The following is a 16907-nucleotide window of genomic DNA, read 5'->3' on the forward strand; positions in this document are numbered from 1 at the left end:
TGCGGCGCTCGCGAGCGGCATCGAATGGCTCGCGGGCGCGCCCGGCGCGAACTTCGACGCCGGCCTCTGCGGTTTCAACGGCGCGCTCGCGGCGCTCGCCGCCAGTACGCTCGGCGCACGCGCCGCAATCTGTGCGACGATGCTTGCGGCGGCGCTGCATCTCGTCGCGACCTGTCTCGGTTTGCCCTCGATGACCGCGCCGTTCGCGCTCGCAGGCTGGGCCGTGCATGGCGCGTGGCGGCTGTGCGGATTCACGCGCGCCGCGCCCGTCTCGCCCGCCGCCATCCGGCTTAACGACCGGCTTAACGACCGCTAGAGAACCCGCCATGTCCTTCGCCCATCGCCCCACCGGCATTCGCGCCGACACCGCACCGCCTTCCGACGCCGAACGCCGGTTGCGCGTCGACCTCGCCGCCGCCTACCGCCTGATCGCGCTGTTCGGCTGGGACGATCTGATCTACACGCACGTTTCCGCGGCCATTCCCGATCAGCCCGGCCGCTTTCTGATCAATCCGTTCGGCCTCGCGTTCGACGAAGTGTGCGCGTCGAATCTCGTGAAGATCGATACCGAAGGACACATCGTCGGCGAGAGCGCGTATCGCGTGAACGCGACCGGCTTCGCGCTGCACGCCGCCGTCCATCTCGCGCGCGCCGACGCCGTCTGCGTGATGCATCTGCACAATACGGCGGGCATTGCGGTCTCGCTGCAACGCGACGGCCTGCTGCCCGCTTCGCAGCACGCGCTGCGTTTCCACGAGCGCCTCGCGTGGCACGACTACGAAGGCCTCGCGTTCACGCCCGCCGAAGGCGTGCGCCTCACGGCGAATCTGGGCGCGAAGTTCGCGATGCTGTTGCGCAATCACGGCACGCTGACGACGGGCCGCACCGTTGCCGAAGCCTTCGTGCTGATGGCCACGCTCGTCAAGGCCTGCGAAATTCAATTGCAGGCGCAGGCGGGCGGCGTGCCGCTCGTCGTGCCGCCGCCCGAAGTCTGCGCGCGCACGGCGCTGCAACTCGACGACGACGGCGCAATCGAAGGCGAACTCGAATGGCCCGCACTGCTGCGCAAGCTAGATCGTCTCGATGCTTCGTACCGCGACTGATCCGCATCGAAACCGAATACCCAGCGACACCCGAAGACACCCAACCAGGAGCCTCACCATGCCGACATTCCACATCGAAATGTTCGAAGGACGCAGCGTCGAACAGAAACGCGAACTCGCCGCCGCGCTGACCGACACCACCTGCAAGGTACTCGGCGTGGACGCCTCGTCCGTCGACATCATCTTTCACGACGTGAAGCCCGAAAACTGGGCGACGGCGGGCAAACTCTGGAGCGATCCGCGCTGAGCGCGCCGCGCACCTGGGCGAATTGACGCACAACGCGCGACGCCGTTTGAACGCGATCCAAATTGACGCAAATTGACGCAGCGCGCACACCTTGCGCCACATCAAGACATAGCGAATCCTCTCGCTAAATTGATCCTTATCAACGCGTTAGCGCACCGACTTTTGACTTGACGATTGACTGCTGCGACATGCTGGCGCATGTCGCAGCGCAGCACGACGCGCGGGCTTCCCCTACGCTTACGTCCATTCGCACGCGGCAACGCATGCGTCACGCAAGCAAATACAGCCACGCAAGGCACGCATATGCAATCGTCCATCCCCGCTCTATCCGCATTCGATCTCGCCCGGCTACAGTTCGCCTTCACCGTCTCGTTTCACATCGTCTTTCCCGCGCTTTCCATCGGTCTCGCGAGTTTCATCGCGGTGCTAGAAGCGTGCTGGCTCAAGACGCGCAAACCGTTCTACAAAGACCTCTGCCTGTTCTGGTCGAAGATCTTCGCCGTCGCCTTCGGCATGGGCGTCGTCTCGGGCGTCGTGATGAGCTACGAGTTCGGCACCAACTGGGCCGGCTTCTCGTCGTTCGCCGGTCCGATCACGGGCCCGCTGCTCATGTACGAAGTCATGACGGCGTTCTTCCTCGAAGCCGGCTTCCTCGGCATCATGCTGTTCGGCTGGAACCGCGTGAGCGCGCGCGCCCACTTCGGCGCGACGCTGATGGTCGCGATCGGCACGCTCATTTCGACGTTCTGGATTCTCGCCTCGAATAGCTGGATGCAGACGCCGCAAGGCTTCAAGATCGTCGACGGCCACGTGGTGCCGACCGACTGGCTCAAGATCATTTTCAATCCGTCGTTTCCGTACCGACTCGCGCACATGGCGATCGCCGCGTTCATCGTGGCCGCGCTGGTGGTGGCCGCGACGGGCGCGTGGCATCTGCTCAAGGGCCGCCGCGACCCCGCCGTGAAGAAGATGTTCTCGATGGCGCTCGGTCTGCTGCTCGTGCTCGCGCCGGTGCAGGCTTTCGTCGGCGATGCGCACGGTCTGAACACGCGCGAATATCAGCCCGCGAAGATCGCCGCGATCGAAGGGCTGTGGGACACCGAGCAGGGCGGCACCTCGCTCAACGTGTTCGGCATTCCCGACATGCAGGCGGAAACCACGCGCTACGCCGTGAAGATTCCGCACCTCGGCAGCCTGATCCTCACGCATAGCTGGGACGGCGAAATCAAGGGTCTCAAGTCGTTTCCGCCCGATCAGCGTCCGAACTCGACGCTCATCTTCTGGACCTTCCGCGTGATGGTCGGCCTCGGCATCCTGATGATCGTGCTGGCCGTCGCGGGCTGGTGGCTGCGCAAGCGCGGCACGCTGTACGAATCGCGCCTGTTCCAGCGCTTCGTGCTGGCGATGGGGCCGACCGGCTTCATCACGCTGCTCGCGGGCTGGATCACCACCGAAGCGGGCCGCCAGCCGTGGGTCGTCTACGGCGTGATGCGCACGTCGCAGGCCGTCTCGCCGCTCACCGCGCAGCAAGTGGGCATTTCGCTGATGGCGTTCATCGCGGTGTATTTCCTCGTGTTCGGCACGGGCATTTACTACCTGCTCAAGCTGATGCGCAAGGGTCCGGCGCTGCCCGGCTCCGATGACACGCACGGCACGCATGGCATGAATGGCACGCCCGGCCACGCGAACGAAGCGCATCCCGCGCTCGCCGCGAACCAGACCGCGCGCCGCCCGATGTCCGCCGCCGATCAACTGATCGACGCCTGACACCCGACACGCACTTTCATCCGCATCGCACAAACGCACCTACGCACCTACGCAACGAGGCAAGCCACTCATGGATGTCACCGTCATCTGGGCCGCGATCATCGCGCTCGGCCTTCTGCTCTACGTCGTGCTCGACGGCTTCGATCTGGGCATCGGCATCGTGTTTCCGTTCTTCCCCGATGAAGAAGAACGCGATCTGATGATGAACACCGTCGCGCCCGTCTGGGACGGCAACGAAACCTGGCTCGTGCTGGGCGGCGCCGGTCTGTTCGCCGTGTTTCCGATCGTCTATTCGACCGTGCTTTCGGCGCTCTATCTGCCGCTCGTTTTCATGCTCGCGTGCCTGATTTTCCGCGGCGTCTCGTTCGAGATCCGTGCGAAGGCGAACCGCACGAAGCATCTGTGGGACCTCGCCTTCATCGGCGGCTCGACGGGCGCGGCGTTCTTCCAGGGCATCGCGCTGGGCGCCTTCCTGCAAGGCATTCCGATGGCGAACGGCCAGTTCGCCGGCGACGCCTTCGGCTGGCTCACGCCGTTCACGCTGCTCTCGGGCTTCGGCCTCGTGGCGACCTATGCGCTGCTCGGCAGCTGCTGGCTCGTCGCCAAGACCGAAGGCGATCTGCAACGCCGCCTGCACAAGCTGGTCTGGCCGCTCACGGTGATGCTGCTCGGCTTCATCGGACTCGTGAGTCTCTGGACGCCGATGCAGGACCCGACCATCGCCTACCGCTGGTTCCATTCGGGCCTGTTCTGGCGTCTCGCGCCGGTGCCGCTGCTGGTGGTGGCGTGCGCCGTGTGGATGCGCTGGGCCGTGCAGTCGCGCCATCACAAGACGCCGTTCGTCGCCGCGCTCGCGCTCGTGCTGCTCGGCTACGTGGGCCTGCTGGTGAGCCTGTGGCCGTTTGCGATTCCGCAGCAGCTCACGCTCTGGCAAGCCGCCGCGCCGCGCGAAAGCCAGACCTTCACGCTGATCGGCGCATCGTTCATCCTGCCCATCATCCTCGCTTATACGGCGCTGGGTTACTGGGTCTTCCGAGGCAAGCTCCGCCATGGCGACACCCATCACTACCACTGAAAACGTGCTTCAATCCACGCCCCGATCCGCCGACCAAGCGCGCGCGCGCAAGCTGCCGGGCTGGGTCTGGTTCGTCCTGCTCTGGTGCGGCGGCGTGGGCGCGGCGGTCTCGCTCGGATTCGTCTTCAAGGTGTTCATGAATCTCACGCTGTTCGCCGTGAAATAACGCGCCAGCCCGTGCTGCCCCGCGGCGCGTTAGACTGTAGGCCGTCTGTCAACTCTTACGACAAGAATCATGCAACAGATGACCTTCATGGAATGCGTCAAGCGCGCCTGGGGCAGCGCGCGCGAAGCCGTCACGCAGATGCCGGGGCTCGTCATCGGCACCTTCCTGATCTACGCGGCGCTCGGCTGGCTGGCGATGGCCGGACGGCCGGTGCCGGGCGAAGGCGACGATCCCTCGACGGGCCTGATCCTGGCGGCCAATATCGCCACGATCCTCAACGCGCTCGTCTATCTCTGGTTCACGCTCAAGATTTTCCGCTTCGTGCTGCTCGGCGAGCAGGCCACGCCGATCATGCCGGGCGGCGCGATGCCGCTGCTGCGCATGCTCGGCTACGGCCTCGTGCTGGTGGTCGGCGGCGCGCTCGCGATGGCGCTGTTCTGGCTGGTGCTGCGGCCGCATCACGCGGGCGGCACGCTGTTTCTCTCGCTGGTGGTCGTCACGCTCTGGATGTGCGTAGCGGTGCGCCTGTGCCTGCTTTCTCCCGCGCTCGCCATCGGCGGGCGTCTGGCGTTCGGCGCGGCCTGGCGCGATAGCCGCGGGCACTTCTGGAGTCTCGCGGGCGTCGCGTTCATGGCGGCGCTGCCGGTGCTCGTCTGCGGCACGATCGTGATGGTCGGCCTCGTGTTCGCGGGCATCACGCCGGAACGCGTGCAGACGCCCGCCGGGCTCGCCGTGCTGGCGCTCGGACAGAGCGCCGCGAATATCGCCTTCGTGCTGGTCACGACGACGGCGCTGGCGTGGCTGCATCGGCGCTATGCGAAGGAACTCGATCCGCGCCAGTCGCCGGGGAATTTCTGATCTTCGCGGACTGATACGCCGCGTCAATATCGCTGGGCGCGCGCCGTGTTGCGCGGCGCGCGGGCGATCCGTTTTACCGATTCATACGCTCACCACACGCCGGGCAAAAACCGGTACTTCACCCGCTCCAGATACGCGCGATAGCCCGGCAGCTCCGCGGCCAGCGTGCGTTCCTCACGCACGGCGCGCCAGCCGATCGCCGCGACCATCGCCGGCACGCACGCCAGCCCCCACCACGAGCCGAGCATCAGCGGCGTGCCCGCCAGCAGCAGAATCGCGAACGCGTACATCGGGTGGCGCAAGTGTTCTGTATATATGTGTGCAAAAAAATTGCGAAAACCGCCGAAAGGCTTACCCTGCGGGCTTTTCGGCGCAAGGCGCCGGCATCTGACTCAAATTGGGTGCCGCGAGCCGGCCTGCAGAGGGCCGGTAGAAAAGGCAGACACGGGCCAATGTCGGTCACTCAAAGTCTCCCGAAGAAGTGCCCACTTGGGTGAACTCAAATCCCTGTTTGTCGCACCAAGCACCCAGACGAACCGTGTTCAGGTCCGCATAGACAGTACCATCTTCGCGTATGACGAGCAAAGTGTAGCGTCCGATAGGGCGAAGTTCCGTGTCGGTCCTATAGTACCTACGGGATCTTTGACAAGATTGAGGCTTAGCGTACATCCAATCAAAGATCGGAATTCTTCCAATCAGCGAATTTCGAGCGCAAAGTATCATTGTGCTGCTCGATATAGTCGGTTAGTGGTCGATGTTTAACTTGGCGCGGAATGTGCATTGGATGCCCGTGGAGCGCTGTAGTCAGGCTTGCTTCTAACGGCGAATGCTTTCGCGAGGATGCCTGTGGATCCCAATAGGCAATCGTATAGTCCGATCGGAGCGTTATGTAGGCAGTATCAAAAAGCTTGTGGTGTAGCGGGTTAAGCAAAATGCCGTTACGCACGTCAAGACGCTGCTGAGGTGTCCCTTCCGACCAAGGCACAATGTGGCAAGCTTCCAGTGCGACATGGAACTTCATTTTGGTAAATGCGCATTGCCAAGAGTAAGCTTTCCTGACGGCATCGCGGAATAAGATCTGTTGGATTCCGCGGGACTTGACCCGCGCGTAGACCTGTTCCGACTCACTTGGATCTTCAGTTAGCGTTGCCAACAGCGAGTCGTACGATAGTCCCTCCGCAGCGAAATCGAACGGGTTCCGCTCCCGTACCCAAGGGTACGACCATACGCGCTCTAGACCACTAACAAAGTCATTTCTATCATGCGCAATGAAGCCCGTCCCCGGGAGACCAGATCCATTTATGACGAGAATCGTCATCGGAGGGAGCCCGGACTCGATACAGTAGTCCTGTATGAGCCCCAGCACGTAGCGGATAGCTCGGTGATGCACTCCTATACGGGCGCCTAGCCGCTTGTATGTAATGGTCTGCCGCTTCTCTGCTACTGCCGCGAGCACCGGCCAAGCGAGGCGCGCGCGATCCATTTGATTTATCTTTGACATGTTTATAGTGTGCGAAGGCCTGTCTGCATTTTGGGTGGCTATGGGCGGTGTTTGCAGCGCAACGACCCGGGGATTCGCCTAAGAGGCAACAAAAACTTAGCCGCCTCCGGATATCGTAACTCTCAATGACGAGTGCGGTTGTCAAGGGTGCTCAGCTTCCTTTTGTTGAGCGCTGCCGGTGTGGTCGGTAGCAGTACATTCGACATCTGAAGACTAATTCCTCCAATCGTCCAGCGCACGCTAAAAGGATCATGAACCGCAATGGCCTACCACAAAAAATACAGCGTAGCGATCACTGACAGCGACGGTCGAACTCAAAAATTCCGTTTGATGGAAGACTTGTTCTACCACTTCAATCGCGGACGTTCTGAGCACATTCCCTTCCGTACGGCCCTTAACAAGGCTAGCGATGAGAATCCCGACCAGGAGACGCAAGCGGCAACCAAGCCGTTTGAGCATGACGGACGGACTTACGCCGTCCACCGGATACCGTTTGACGAATCGCTTCCCGAGCTGTATCGCAATAGCCGCTCCGGAGCAAGTAAGAGCATGCCTGATCGTTCGCATACAACTAAGTCACGAAGCCATTGGTGGGCTAGCGATCCAACTGAGCGCTTTTGGTTGGAAGCTACGGATAGGGCTGACATCGGAGCCGATCTGCGAGCGCCCCTCACCGATGCCAAAGGCCACGATAACTGGCACTATTCCTTGCTCAAGGAGGCCCGGATTGGGGATATCGTTCTGCACTACGACAAGAGCCCCGGAGTTGGCGGCATAGTCGGCTGGTCACGAATCGCCTCTCCACCGCGCGACGCATCCATAGTGTGGGCAGCGCGTGGGACTTCTGCGCGAGCCAGAGGGGACGCCCCCATAGCTCGGCCGGGCTATCTGATTCGACTATCAGATTATCAACAACTCCCGCAGGTACTGACACTTGAGATATTGAGGAAGAGCGCCTCTCGTTTAAGGCAACTCGTAGATGACGTGTACGCGTGCCACAGCAAAGGGGTCTCGCTATATTTTCCATTCGAGGTGTCTGGCGTGCGCGACTTGCGCCTGCTGCAGGGCTATGGCTTCAAGTTGCCCAAGGACTTTCTGACGCTGTTTTCTGAGCTGTCCAGTGTGCCGTGCGACGGGGCTTTCCAACTTGCGGCCGACGAAGCTGACATGGATTCATTTAATCCAGGCGAAATCGAAGACGCCCGCGAACGGGTTACACGCGGAATTAAGGTTAGGCGTGGTCAAAAGAACTTCAGAGAAATGTTGCTGGCAGCCTATGGTGGTCGCTGCGCAATCACGGGATGCGACATCAGGGACGTGCTAGAAGCGGCCCATATCACGCCCTACCTTGGTCCCAACACTAACCACGTGACCAACGGGCTCCTACTGCGCACAGACCTTCACACGCTGCTTGACTGCGATTTGATTGGAATCGACCCAGCTACAAGAAACGTGCTCCTAGCGCCGTCACTTCGCACCTCTGCAGATTATGGACATCTGCATGGAAAATCCTTGCGGTGCGCGAGCCCGATATCAGCTTCTCCTAGCACTCAGGCTCTTGAAGCCGCCGTACTACGTTTGGGCTGGATGACCGAGCCTCCGGGCTCTGCTTAGCTTGGATAAGGCAACGGTCGACAAGTGGCTGACGATTGTGCATGGCTTGGTCTATGGGGCTCGAAAGAGGCCATAGCCGCTGCAGCGACCCAGACGATGGCTTCTGGTCCCACAGACGCGGCCACCCGAAGCCACTTATCAGCGCGCCCATGCAAAGCGCATGTGTCGGCGCTCTGCCAAAAGAAGTCGCTCGAGAATAGAATCCGAAAGGCTGTTTGGGGCTGAGTGCGGCCGTTCGACCGTCTTGCGACGGACTTTCGTCAACGCCTGTGAAGCAGTTATCCCACCGACGTTAACAAGTCTGTCGGTGAGCTATTAACTTTCACCTAATCGATACCGCATCTATGACGAGACGCGCTGCCGGATATCTGATCCAATTCGACGAGGAACGCCGCAGCTTTCTCTTGAGGGAGGTGCGCGACCTGACTCAAGGTTTTTCAGATGCTCTTAGTAGCGACGATTGGCCAATTCGGCAATGGGAGGTTTGTGGCCTCCTTTTTGCGCCGGGCGAAATCACTCACTGGGCACTAGCAAGAAAGGGAAAACGCGTCGCTACAGGCAAAGTTCGAATTGAGTTTACTGAGGTTAGCCCCACAAGCATTCGCATCGCCGATGTAGCCCAAAGAATGGGACCGTCAATCCAGAAAAATATCATTAGCAGCCGCTCGGGAACGGGCGGGGCGGTGCCGCCAGGAACTTGGCAGAAACTCAAAACGGTCATAGGTCAAGTCAGCGCCGAATCGCTCCAAATCATCGAGCGCCTGGAGCGCCTGAGAGATCAGAGTACCGAACATATCAACCGACCCGGCACAGAGATAGTGGCGCAGCAGCGGGACGCCGTGGGCTGGCGCTCGATGTGTTTGACCAAACGGGTAAATTGCGCAAAGCATCACTCCAAGGATGGACTGCGCCCGATGGCGATCACTTGACTTCGTTCCTTGATGGGTTAGCAGGTGTACGAACAATAGAAGATCAACTTATTGCTCACGATGCAGCACAGTTCCCCGGCACGGACTCGGTTCGGCACACCGCAATTGGAGCCGTCTTTGCCTCTGGCAATCGCAAGCTTGAAGTGTTCAATGTCAACCGAAGCGCGGTGGAGCATGCTCTAGGCGTAGATTTGCTGTACCTCAATGAGCCATTTGAGGCTTGGACAATGGTCCAATATAAGTGCATGGAACGTGCAAAAGACACTCCGGAGGCTTTAGCAGTTTATCGTCCGGACGAACGTTTTGATGCGGAATTGGCTCGTATGATCGAATTCCGCAATACATCGCAGGACCAATGGCGAATCGCCGACGGAAAAAGTATGTTCAGGCTTTCCGGAGACGGTTTTTTCTTCAAGCTATGCTCGCGCCTACAGTTAGAAGTGTTGTCAGAGGCACTCCTCCCAGGCATGTATCTCGCACGCGAGCACGTTCAAGCTGTATTGGCCGATCCTGCTGCACTGGGTCCCCGAGGCGGCCGCCAAATCACGTTCGAAAACACCGCGCGCCACCTGAGCAACACTCTTTTCGCGGAGCTTCTTCGGGATGGGTGGATCGGCACGCGTGGAGTTAGTTCGGCACAGGTAGCGGATATTGTCAGCACCAGCCTAAGTTCAGATAGAGCAGTCGTCGTTGCTCGCGCTCGGCCAGTGGGAGCGCCTGCGAATCCTATGCAAACGCTTGCGGACCTAGATCTTTAAGCAAGGTGCCTGCCGAAAGTTCTGCGTCGCAATCTCAGCGCGATAATAAGCGCGGCCATTACTATGCAATGGAATTCAAAAAACAAACAATGAAACCGTTAGTTAGATATTGTCGGGGAGCAGTCGATGCACTCAATGCCCAATACAAGATGACCGAGGTCTTGGGACACGCGGCAACCGCTGGCACAGCGAGGGAGCGCCTGATTCAGGATTTTCTGACTAGTCATCTTCCTGAGATGACTAGCGTCGTCAGCGGCGTGATCGTTGATTCAACCGGGCAACGCTCGAAACAGCAAGACATTGTGTTGATGTTGAAATCAATGCCGAGACTGGCTTTCGCAAGCGGCCACGACTTAATCTTTCAAGAAGGGACGGTTGCGACTTTCGAGATTAAGACCCAAATCACATCATCTGTACTAGATGACATCGCTGACAATATTGCGAGCGTAAAGCGTTTGGTGCCGACGACGCTTGCGGGCGCACAACTGGGTGATCTTGACTGGCCATACAGCAGAATTCTTCACGTCGTGTTGACATACGAGGGATCGGATTTGGACGCCATCAGCAGGAAGCTCGGCACTCTTCCCGAGGCAAGCAAGCCAGATGTCTACCTCGATTTGACGAGGGGAATTCTGATAAAGAATGAAGGCTTCCTCTTTTTACAGAGCGGTTCTGAACAGTATCTTTGCTATAAGGATCCTGCAGTAGGCCTTGCACGCTTTCTTGCGTTACTGTCGAAAGTAACCGGGCGAATGGTGATGAGGTCTATCGAGTGGGAAGCGTATATTTCATAGTCAGACCTTGGCGTTCTCGAATTCTCGTTTGAGAGGATCTAATCGAGGACGAGCGCTATGAGTCAGGTGAGCAGACGTTAACGGCGCACGACAGGACGGACCGTTTTGGGTCGCCTACTGCCGTTAGAGTCATCACTACGCACCACGAAGCAAACTCTGCAATCGATAGTTCCACAAACGAACATATTTTCATCGGATGCCGCACGTGTTCTGTATATACGCGTGCAAAATATTTCGAAACAGCCCTGAACGCCCTACCCCAAGTTTTTTGGACGCAGTCCACCCGCAGTTGAACCAGATTTTTCACTACAAGCCGACATGCGGAGAGCCGATATGCCCTCTTAGCTGCCGTCGGAGACGACCCGTCGACCGACTGTAGCGAGTTAGACCAGTGACACGCAGTACCCGTGCCCCGCAGGCCAACGGGCGATCTACCGGTTCAGTTCTGTCGAGCGCGAAAATCCTATGACTCTGCGTACCCATGTGAGGGCACACATTCGCCTCCTATCAAATAACGGTCACGGCGAGTGCCGACTCAGCATCAACAGACTCTTATTGGCTCGCCCCTATGAACTGACCATCCTGATATCTATAGAAATGTGAAACGTCATTTTCAGAACCATAGACATCCCAATTAATCTGGATTCCTATTGGATCGATCTTCCACTCTATCGCCAGGTATTCCGACCTCCGGTTGGAATCGGTAGCCAAATCAAGATCATTCAGACAACTCTGAACAGGTACGGAAAAACTCGGCGTCGCGATATTGTTACGCAATTCGAGCACATATAGCGTTCCCTCTTCACCCGCGCCGCAGTAGCCCATCGGGTTGTTGCTCGATGACTGATTAACGACGAGAAGAATATACTCTTTCCCACCTATCAGGCGTGAGTGATCGGCAGGAAAGCCAATGCTTGAAGATGTCTTGAGAACTCGATTCAGTGGGGTCGGCACCCGCACGGGAAATACCTCCCGTTTACCGGCATCCACAATGTAAAGACGATGGTCCTTTTGTTGCACAAATCGGCCTCCCTCAAGATCAACTTGCACCGGCGAAGGTACCTTCGCGAACACACTCGTGCCACTCACACTCAACATCAAAAAAAAAGCAAGTTGCTTAATTCCCGGCGACATGATCCGCATAGCAAATTCCCGAGTAAATCCAGACATGATCCTTGTTACGCCCCTTTTGCATATCTTTGTACGTGTCCTTATCGCGTTCGTGCAATTGATCAATAGTCTTTCCGGAATTTGTCGGATTCGACATGTCCCAACCAATATTTCCCGTCGCAGGATCGCACATTACGTCGCCACTACGTACCCATGACTGAGTTTGAGGGTTCCACTCGTAATATTTACTACCGTTCCACAATCACCACACCCCCGGCAAAAACCGGTACCTCACCCGCTCCAGATACGCACGATAGCCCGGCAGCTCCGCAGCCAGCGTGCGTTCCTCGCGCACGGCGCGCCAGCCGATCGCCGCGACCATCGCCGGCACGCACGCCAGCCCCCACCACGAGCCGAGCATCAGCGGCGTGCCCGCCAGCAGCAGAATCGCGAACGCGTACATCGGATGGCGCACATACGCATACGGCCCGCTGTCGCTCAGCGCATGGCCGCGCTCGCGCTGAATCTTCACGACGGGCGCCGCATAGCGGTTCGCCGCGAACACCCCGCGCGTCGCATAGAGATCGACGAAGATCGCCACCGCGCCGCACACACTGAGCCAAACGGGCACCTGCGACCAGCGATAACGCACGGCGTCGAGACCGATCAGGCACAGCCACGCGCACCAGCCCAGCGCGACCGACACCATGAACACGCGGTCCCAGCGCTGCTGCCCGCGCTGCGCGATGGGCGCGAGCCGCTCGGCGAGCAGACCCGGATCGGTGCGCGCGAGCCACAGACCGATCCAGACGCAGCACGCGGCCCATTCGAGCAGCCACAACCACGCGGCCGGCCACGCGAGCGTGCCCGCCGACGCAAACAGCAAGACGCCCTGAAACGCGAGCCAGATGAGCGTCTGCGTAAAAAGACGCACGATCAGCGGCTTCATGATGCCCTCCTTGCGCCGACGCCTCCGCGAGCTTCAGCGCTTTTCGCCTCGTCCCTGCACGCGCGCGAAACTCGCCTGCATGTCGAAGCCCGCCGTGTCGATGCCGAATTGCGTCGTCAGGCAATCGTCGAGCTCGCCCGCATTGGCGAGCGTGCGATGCGTCGCGTGGCCGGCGACGTCGCGCTCCGTGTAGCGGTCGTTGAAGAGAATCGCGCGACGGCCTTCGCGCGCGATGCACACGATCAAACAGTCCGTGAAGAACGATTCCGGCGACGCCGACGTGTACCAGTTCGCCACTTCGTAATCGCACCAGAGCGCGGGCGCGTCTTCGAAGCGATACACGTCGCCCCACGCTTCGCCGTCGAAATGCTCGAGCGTCCATTCGCGCGCGCTCGTCTCGTTCGTCTCGCTCCTCGGTGTCAGGCGAGCGGGTTCGAGCGGCGTCGCCTGCTCGCCGCGCTGCGCGAACGCGAGCGGCGCGCTCAGCGACGCCCCGCCGAAGCCCACGTCGACGAGCCACGCCTGACCGTCGGCCTGCACGCGCAGCAGCATGTGCGTGCGCGGCGAGGCGGTGTCCTTCGGCTGACCGAACAGCACGCGCGCCGCGAGCGGTTCGACGGCGAAGCCGAGTTGCATCAGCACATGCGCGAACAGCGTGTTGTGCTCGAAGCAATAGCCGCCGCGCCGCGAGTCGACGAGCTTCGCGACGATATCGGGCAACGCGATCGACACGCCGCGCGCCGTAAACGGATTGAGATTTTCGAAAGGTATCGCGCACGGATGCAGACGATGCAACGTGCGCAGCACGTCGAGTGTCGCGTTGCGCGGCCCTTCGTAACCGATGCGGGCAAAATAGCGATCGAGATCGAGCTTGAAATCCTGGTCGGACATGGAGACAGCCTGGCTTTAAAAAAGAGAGATGTGAGGTCGGGTTTACGCGATCAGCGCGCATTGCTTTGGCGCATTGCTTTTGCACCTTGCACGCACCCACGACAAACGCGTTTTAAGTACGCGAATTACATCGATGATAAGCGACTTCTTTCGTCATACCGAATGGCGTTTTTTAACGTTTCTTAATCGTTTGAATTCACTTCGACAGGCAATCGTAAACACCGCCCTTACACCACGTAATCATCGTGAGAATCATTCTCATTTGTGTTGACCTTCAAGATATCGCTGAGTACGATGGCGGCGTCTTGGAGACTCGTAAAAGACTCAGGAATTAAGGCGCCCAACACTAGCGCATGCGCGACTCGATCCCTCGGCGAAGAATTAAATAATTAAGGAATACGATGAAACACAACCGGACAGACGGTGCGTTCGGACGGCGTGCGCCCGCCTTGCGCGGACTCGCGCTGTGGGCGGCGGCATGCGCGACCTTCGCATGCGGCGCGGCGCAGGCACAGACGAGCGGCAACCCCGACGCGCAACCCGAAGCGCCCGAGGCCGATCTCGCGATCAAGGCGGAACCGTCCAACTTCTTCACGGGTATCTGGGCGCGTCAGAATCTGCTCGGCGACATGGGCGGCCTGCGTCCGTGGCTCGGCAAGTACGGCGTCACGCTCGACCTGACCGAAACCAGCGAATATCTCGCGAACGTGCGCGGCGGTCTCAATCGCGGCGGCACCTATGACGGTCTCACCACCGCCACGTTGCAGCTCGATACGAGCAAGGCGCTCGGCATTCCGGGCGGCCTGTTCAACATCAGCGCATTGCAGATTCACGGCTCGAATCTGAGCGCGAACAATCTCGGCACGCTGAACACGGCGAGCGGGATCGAGGCGCAGGACACCACGCGTCTGTGGGAGATGTGGTATCAGCAGTCCTTCCTCGACAGGAAGCTCGACATCAAGGTCGGTCAGCAAAGTATCGACCAGGAATTCATCACGAGCCAGTACGCGGCGCTGTTCGTCAACACGATGTTCGGCTGGCCCGCGCTGCCCTCGTACGACATGCCTTCGGGCGGTCCCGCGTATCCGCTCGCCGGTCTCGGCGTGCGCGTGCGCGGCCAGATCACGCCGTCGCTCACGGGCCTGATCGGCGTGTTCGACGGCGATCCGCTCGGCAACAACCCGAACAATCTCAGCGGCACGAATTTCAATCTGCACAACGGCGCGCTGGTGATCGGCGAATTGCAGTACTCGATCAACCAGCCGTCCGAAGGCGAACTCGTGAGCGCCGACAGCCAGGGCTTGCCCGGCACGTATAAGATCGGCTTCTGGTACAACAGCAATTCGTTCGCCGATCAGCATTACGACAACACCGGCCTCTCGCTCAACAATCCGGCGAGCACCGGCATCGCCGCCGAGCATCGCGGCAACTACAGCATCTACGCCGTCGCCGATCAGATGGTGTGGCGTCCGGACCCCGACGAACCGCGCAGCATCGGCGTGTTCGCGCGCGTGATGGGCGCGCCGGGCGACCGCAATCTCGTCGACTTCTCGGCCAACGCGGGCGTCGTGATGAAAGCGCCGTTCAAGGGCCGCGACAACGACAGCGTCGGTCTCGCCGTCACGTACATCAAGGTCAGCAACGCGGTGCACGATCTCGACATGGACTACCGCACGTTCAACACGGGACCGTACGGCGTGCGCACGCAGGAAACCACGCTCGAAGCGACCTATCAGTATCAGATCAATCCGTGGTGGCAAATGCAGGCCGACGCGCAATACACGTTCAACGCGGGCGCGGGCCAGAACCCGAACGACGCGACCCAGCCGCTGCGCAACACCTTCGTGCTCGGCGTGCGCACCGTCATCACGTTCTGATCCACACCTCACGCATCATGTCTAACCCCAAGTCCTCACGCCACCTCGCCGCGCACGCCAGTGCGCGTGCGTGCGCGCGCGAGGCACGGAGAAATACACAATGAATCACGCCACGCGCAAGCTCCTGTTGTGCTCGGCTCACGCCACCCGCGCGGCGCTCGCGCTCGCCGCCGCCGCGCTGCTCGGCGCGCCCCTCGCTCATGCGGGCGAGCCCGGCATGCTGGAGATCGTCAAGCACCAGACCACGCTCATCAACACCGTGCCCGATAACGGCGACCAGAATCCGTATGCGATCTTCGTCGCGCCGGTGAGCGCCGGCACGGTCAAACAGGGCGACGTGCTGATCGACAACTTCAACAACGCGTCGAACATGCAGGGCACGGGATCGACCATCGTCGACTACCACCCGGACACGAAGCAGATGACGCTGTTCGCCACCATTCCGCGCGATCTCAAGGAATGTCCCGGCGGCGTCGGCCTCTCGACCGCGATGACGATGCTGAAGTCGGGCTGGGTGATCGTCGGCAGCACGCCGAGCAACGACGGCACGACCAACACCAAGGGCGCGGGCTGCCTGATCGTGCTCGACAGCAACGGCAAGATCGCGAAGGCCATCAGCAGCCCGAACATCAACGATCCGTGGGGCAACATGGCCGTGATCGACAACGGCGATCACGCCACGCTGTTTGTGAGCAACGCGGGCTTCGGCGTGGGCGGCACGGACCTCGGCCCGGACGGCGAACCGCCGATCTTCAAGCAGGCCACCGTGCTGCGCATGGAACTCGACATCCCGAACGGCCAGGCGCCCACGGTCAAGAGCGAAACGGTGATCGCGAGCGGCTTCGGCGCGCGCGCCGACCGCGGCGTGTTCCTCGTCGGTCCGACCGGCCTCGCGCTGTCCGCCGACAACAAGCTGCTCTATGTGTCCGACGCGATCGGCAACCGCATCAACGTGATCGAGGACCCGACCACGCGCGACACGAGCGCGGGCGTGGGCCGTCAACTGACTGCGGACGGCCTGCTGCACCGCCCGCTCGCGATGATCACCACGCCGCAGGGCCACCTGCTCGTGACCAACGCGCTCAATGGCCAGGTCGTCGAGATCGACCCGGTCGCGGCGAAGCAACTCTACGCACGCTGGATCGACACCGACAAGGCGCAGACGCCCCCGGGCAACGGCGACCTGTTCGGCATCGCGATGACACCGGCGGGCGACGGCTTCTACTATGTGGAAGACGACGTGAACACTCTCGTGCTGGCGAAATAAC

At 60.4% G+C, this 16907-nt stretch carries 18 protein-coding genes; 13 read left to right on the forward strand and 5 right to left on the reverse strand.

What is annotated here, in order from left to right; genetic code table 11:
* From G3N97_RS20325 to G3N97_RS20355, 7 genes are all read left to right on the forward strand, one after another.
* Positions 1-316: urea transporter (locus G3N97_RS20325; RefSeq protein ID WP_205994809.1), on the forward strand; the 316-nt coding region annotated here is incomplete at its 5' end.
* Between the two features lie 10 nt (positions 317-326).
* Positions 327-1103, forward strand: coding sequence for a class II aldolase/adducin family protein (locus G3N97_RS20330; protein WP_205994810.1), 777 nt, complete (start codon positions 327-329; stop codon positions 1101-1103).
* Positions 1084-1350 carry a 4-oxalocrotonate tautomerase gene (locus G3N97_RS20335; protein ID WP_205994811.1) on the forward strand — a complete coding sequence of 89 codons (267 nt, stop codon included), beginning with the start codon at positions 1084-1086 and terminating at the stop codon, positions 1348-1350. The genes G3N97_RS20330 and G3N97_RS20335 overlap by 20 nt, the downstream gene beginning before the upstream one ends.
* 303 nt (positions 1351-1653) lie before the next feature.
* Positions 1654-3117, forward strand: a complete 1464-nt coding sequence (locus G3N97_RS20340) for a cytochrome ubiquinol oxidase subunit I (RefSeq protein WP_205994812.1) — start codon at positions 1654-1656, stop codon at positions 3115-3117.
* Positions 3118-3187: 70 nt separating this feature from the next.
* A complete protein-coding gene (gene cydB / locus G3N97_RS20345; protein ID WP_205994813.1) occupies positions 3188-4192 on the forward strand; it encodes a cytochrome d ubiquinol oxidase subunit II in 1005 nt (334 codons plus the stop codon).
* Positions 4167-4358, forward strand: a complete 192-nt coding sequence (locus G3N97_RS20350) for a hypothetical protein (protein ID WP_205994814.1) — start codon at positions 4167-4169, stop codon at positions 4356-4358. The genes cydB and G3N97_RS20350 overlap by 26 nt, the downstream gene beginning before the upstream one ends.
* 69 nt (positions 4359-4427) lie before the next feature.
* Positions 4428-5216 carry a hypothetical protein gene (locus G3N97_RS20355; protein WP_205994815.1) on the forward strand — a complete coding sequence of 263 codons (789 nt, stop codon included), beginning with the start codon at positions 4428-4430 and terminating at the stop codon, positions 5214-5216.
* Between the two features lie 89 nt (positions 5217-5305).
* Here G3N97_RS20355 and G3N97_RS20360 read toward each other — a convergent pair whose 3' ends face one another.
* Both G3N97_RS20360 and G3N97_RS20365 read right to left on the reverse strand, forming a co-directional pair.
* Complete coding sequence (locus tag G3N97_RS20360; protein WP_346778092.1) at positions 5306-5518, reverse strand: methyltransferase; 213 nt, start codon at positions 5516-5518, stop codon at positions 5306-5308.
* Positions 5519-5889: 371 nt separating this feature from the next.
* Positions 5890-6534, reverse strand: coding sequence for an HNH endonuclease (locus G3N97_RS20365; RefSeq protein WP_205994817.1), 645 nt, complete (start codon positions 6532-6534; stop codon positions 5890-5892).
* A gap of 444 nt (positions 6535-6978) precedes the next feature.
* Between G3N97_RS20365 and G3N97_RS20370 the strand changes: the two genes are divergently transcribed.
* The 4 genes from G3N97_RS20370 to G3N97_RS20385 all read left to right on the forward strand — a co-directional run bounded on the left by G3N97_RS20370 (position 6979) and on the right by G3N97_RS20385 (position 10812).
* Positions 6979-8331 (forward strand): HNH endonuclease signature motif containing protein, encoded by a 1353-nt coding sequence (locus G3N97_RS20370; RefSeq protein WP_205994818.1) that lies wholly within the window; start codon positions 6979-6981, stop codon positions 8329-8331.
* 344 nt (positions 8332-8675) lie between these two features.
* Positions 8676-9260 (forward strand): hypothetical protein, encoded by a 585-nt coding sequence (locus G3N97_RS20375; RefSeq protein ID WP_205994819.1) that lies wholly within the window; start codon positions 8676-8678, stop codon positions 9258-9260.
* The gene (locus tag G3N97_RS20380; protein ID WP_205994820.1) at positions 9257-10018 is read left to right on the forward strand and encodes a hypothetical protein; all 762 of its coding nucleotides are present in this window, start codon (positions 9257-9259) and stop codon (positions 10016-10018) included. The genes G3N97_RS20375 and G3N97_RS20380 overlap by 4 nt, the downstream gene beginning before the upstream one ends.
* Before the next feature lie 68 nt (positions 10019-10086).
* Positions 10087-10812 (forward strand): DUF6602 domain-containing protein, encoded by a 726-nt coding sequence (locus tag G3N97_RS20385; protein ID WP_205994821.1) that lies wholly within the window; start codon positions 10087-10089, stop codon positions 10810-10812.
* A 552-nt stretch (positions 10813-11364) separates the two neighbouring features.
* Here the strand turns inward: G3N97_RS20385 and G3N97_RS20390 are convergent.
* The 3 genes from G3N97_RS20390 to G3N97_RS20400 form a co-directional block, all read right to left on the reverse strand.
* The gene (locus G3N97_RS20390) at positions 11365-11982 is read right to left on the reverse strand and encodes a hypothetical protein (protein WP_205994822.1); all 618 of its coding nucleotides are present in this window, start codon (positions 11980-11982) and stop codon (positions 11365-11367) included.
* Positions 11983-12184: 202 nt separating this feature from the next.
* A complete protein-coding gene (locus G3N97_RS20395) occupies positions 12185-12862 on the reverse strand; it encodes an isoprenylcysteine carboxylmethyltransferase family protein (RefSeq protein ID WP_205994833.1) in 678 nt (225 codons plus the stop codon).
* 42 nt (positions 12863-12904) lie between these two features.
* Positions 12905-13762, reverse strand: a complete 858-nt coding sequence (locus G3N97_RS20400; protein ID WP_205994823.1) for an arylamine N-acetyltransferase — start codon at positions 13760-13762, stop codon at positions 12905-12907.
* Positions 13763-14163: 401 nt separating this feature from the next.
* Here G3N97_RS20400 and G3N97_RS20405 point away from each other — a divergent pair, with 401 nt between their 5' ends.
* Both G3N97_RS20405 and G3N97_RS20410 read left to right on the forward strand, forming a co-directional pair.
* On the forward strand, positions 14164-15639 hold the full coding sequence (locus G3N97_RS20405; RefSeq protein WP_205994824.1) for a carbohydrate porin: 1476 nt from the start codon (positions 14164-14166) through the stop codon (positions 15637-15639).
* Positions 15640-15739: 100 nt separating this feature from the next.
* Complete coding sequence (locus G3N97_RS20410) at positions 15740-16906, forward strand: hypothetical protein (protein WP_205994825.1); 1167 nt, start codon at positions 15740-15742, stop codon at positions 16904-16906.
* Position 16907 lies beyond the last annotated feature (1 nt).

Source organism: Paraburkholderia sp. Ac-20347, from assembly GCF_017104805.1.
Classification (GTDB): Bacteria; Pseudomonadota; Gammaproteobacteria; order Burkholderiales; family Burkholderiaceae; genus Paraburkholderia; species Paraburkholderia tropica.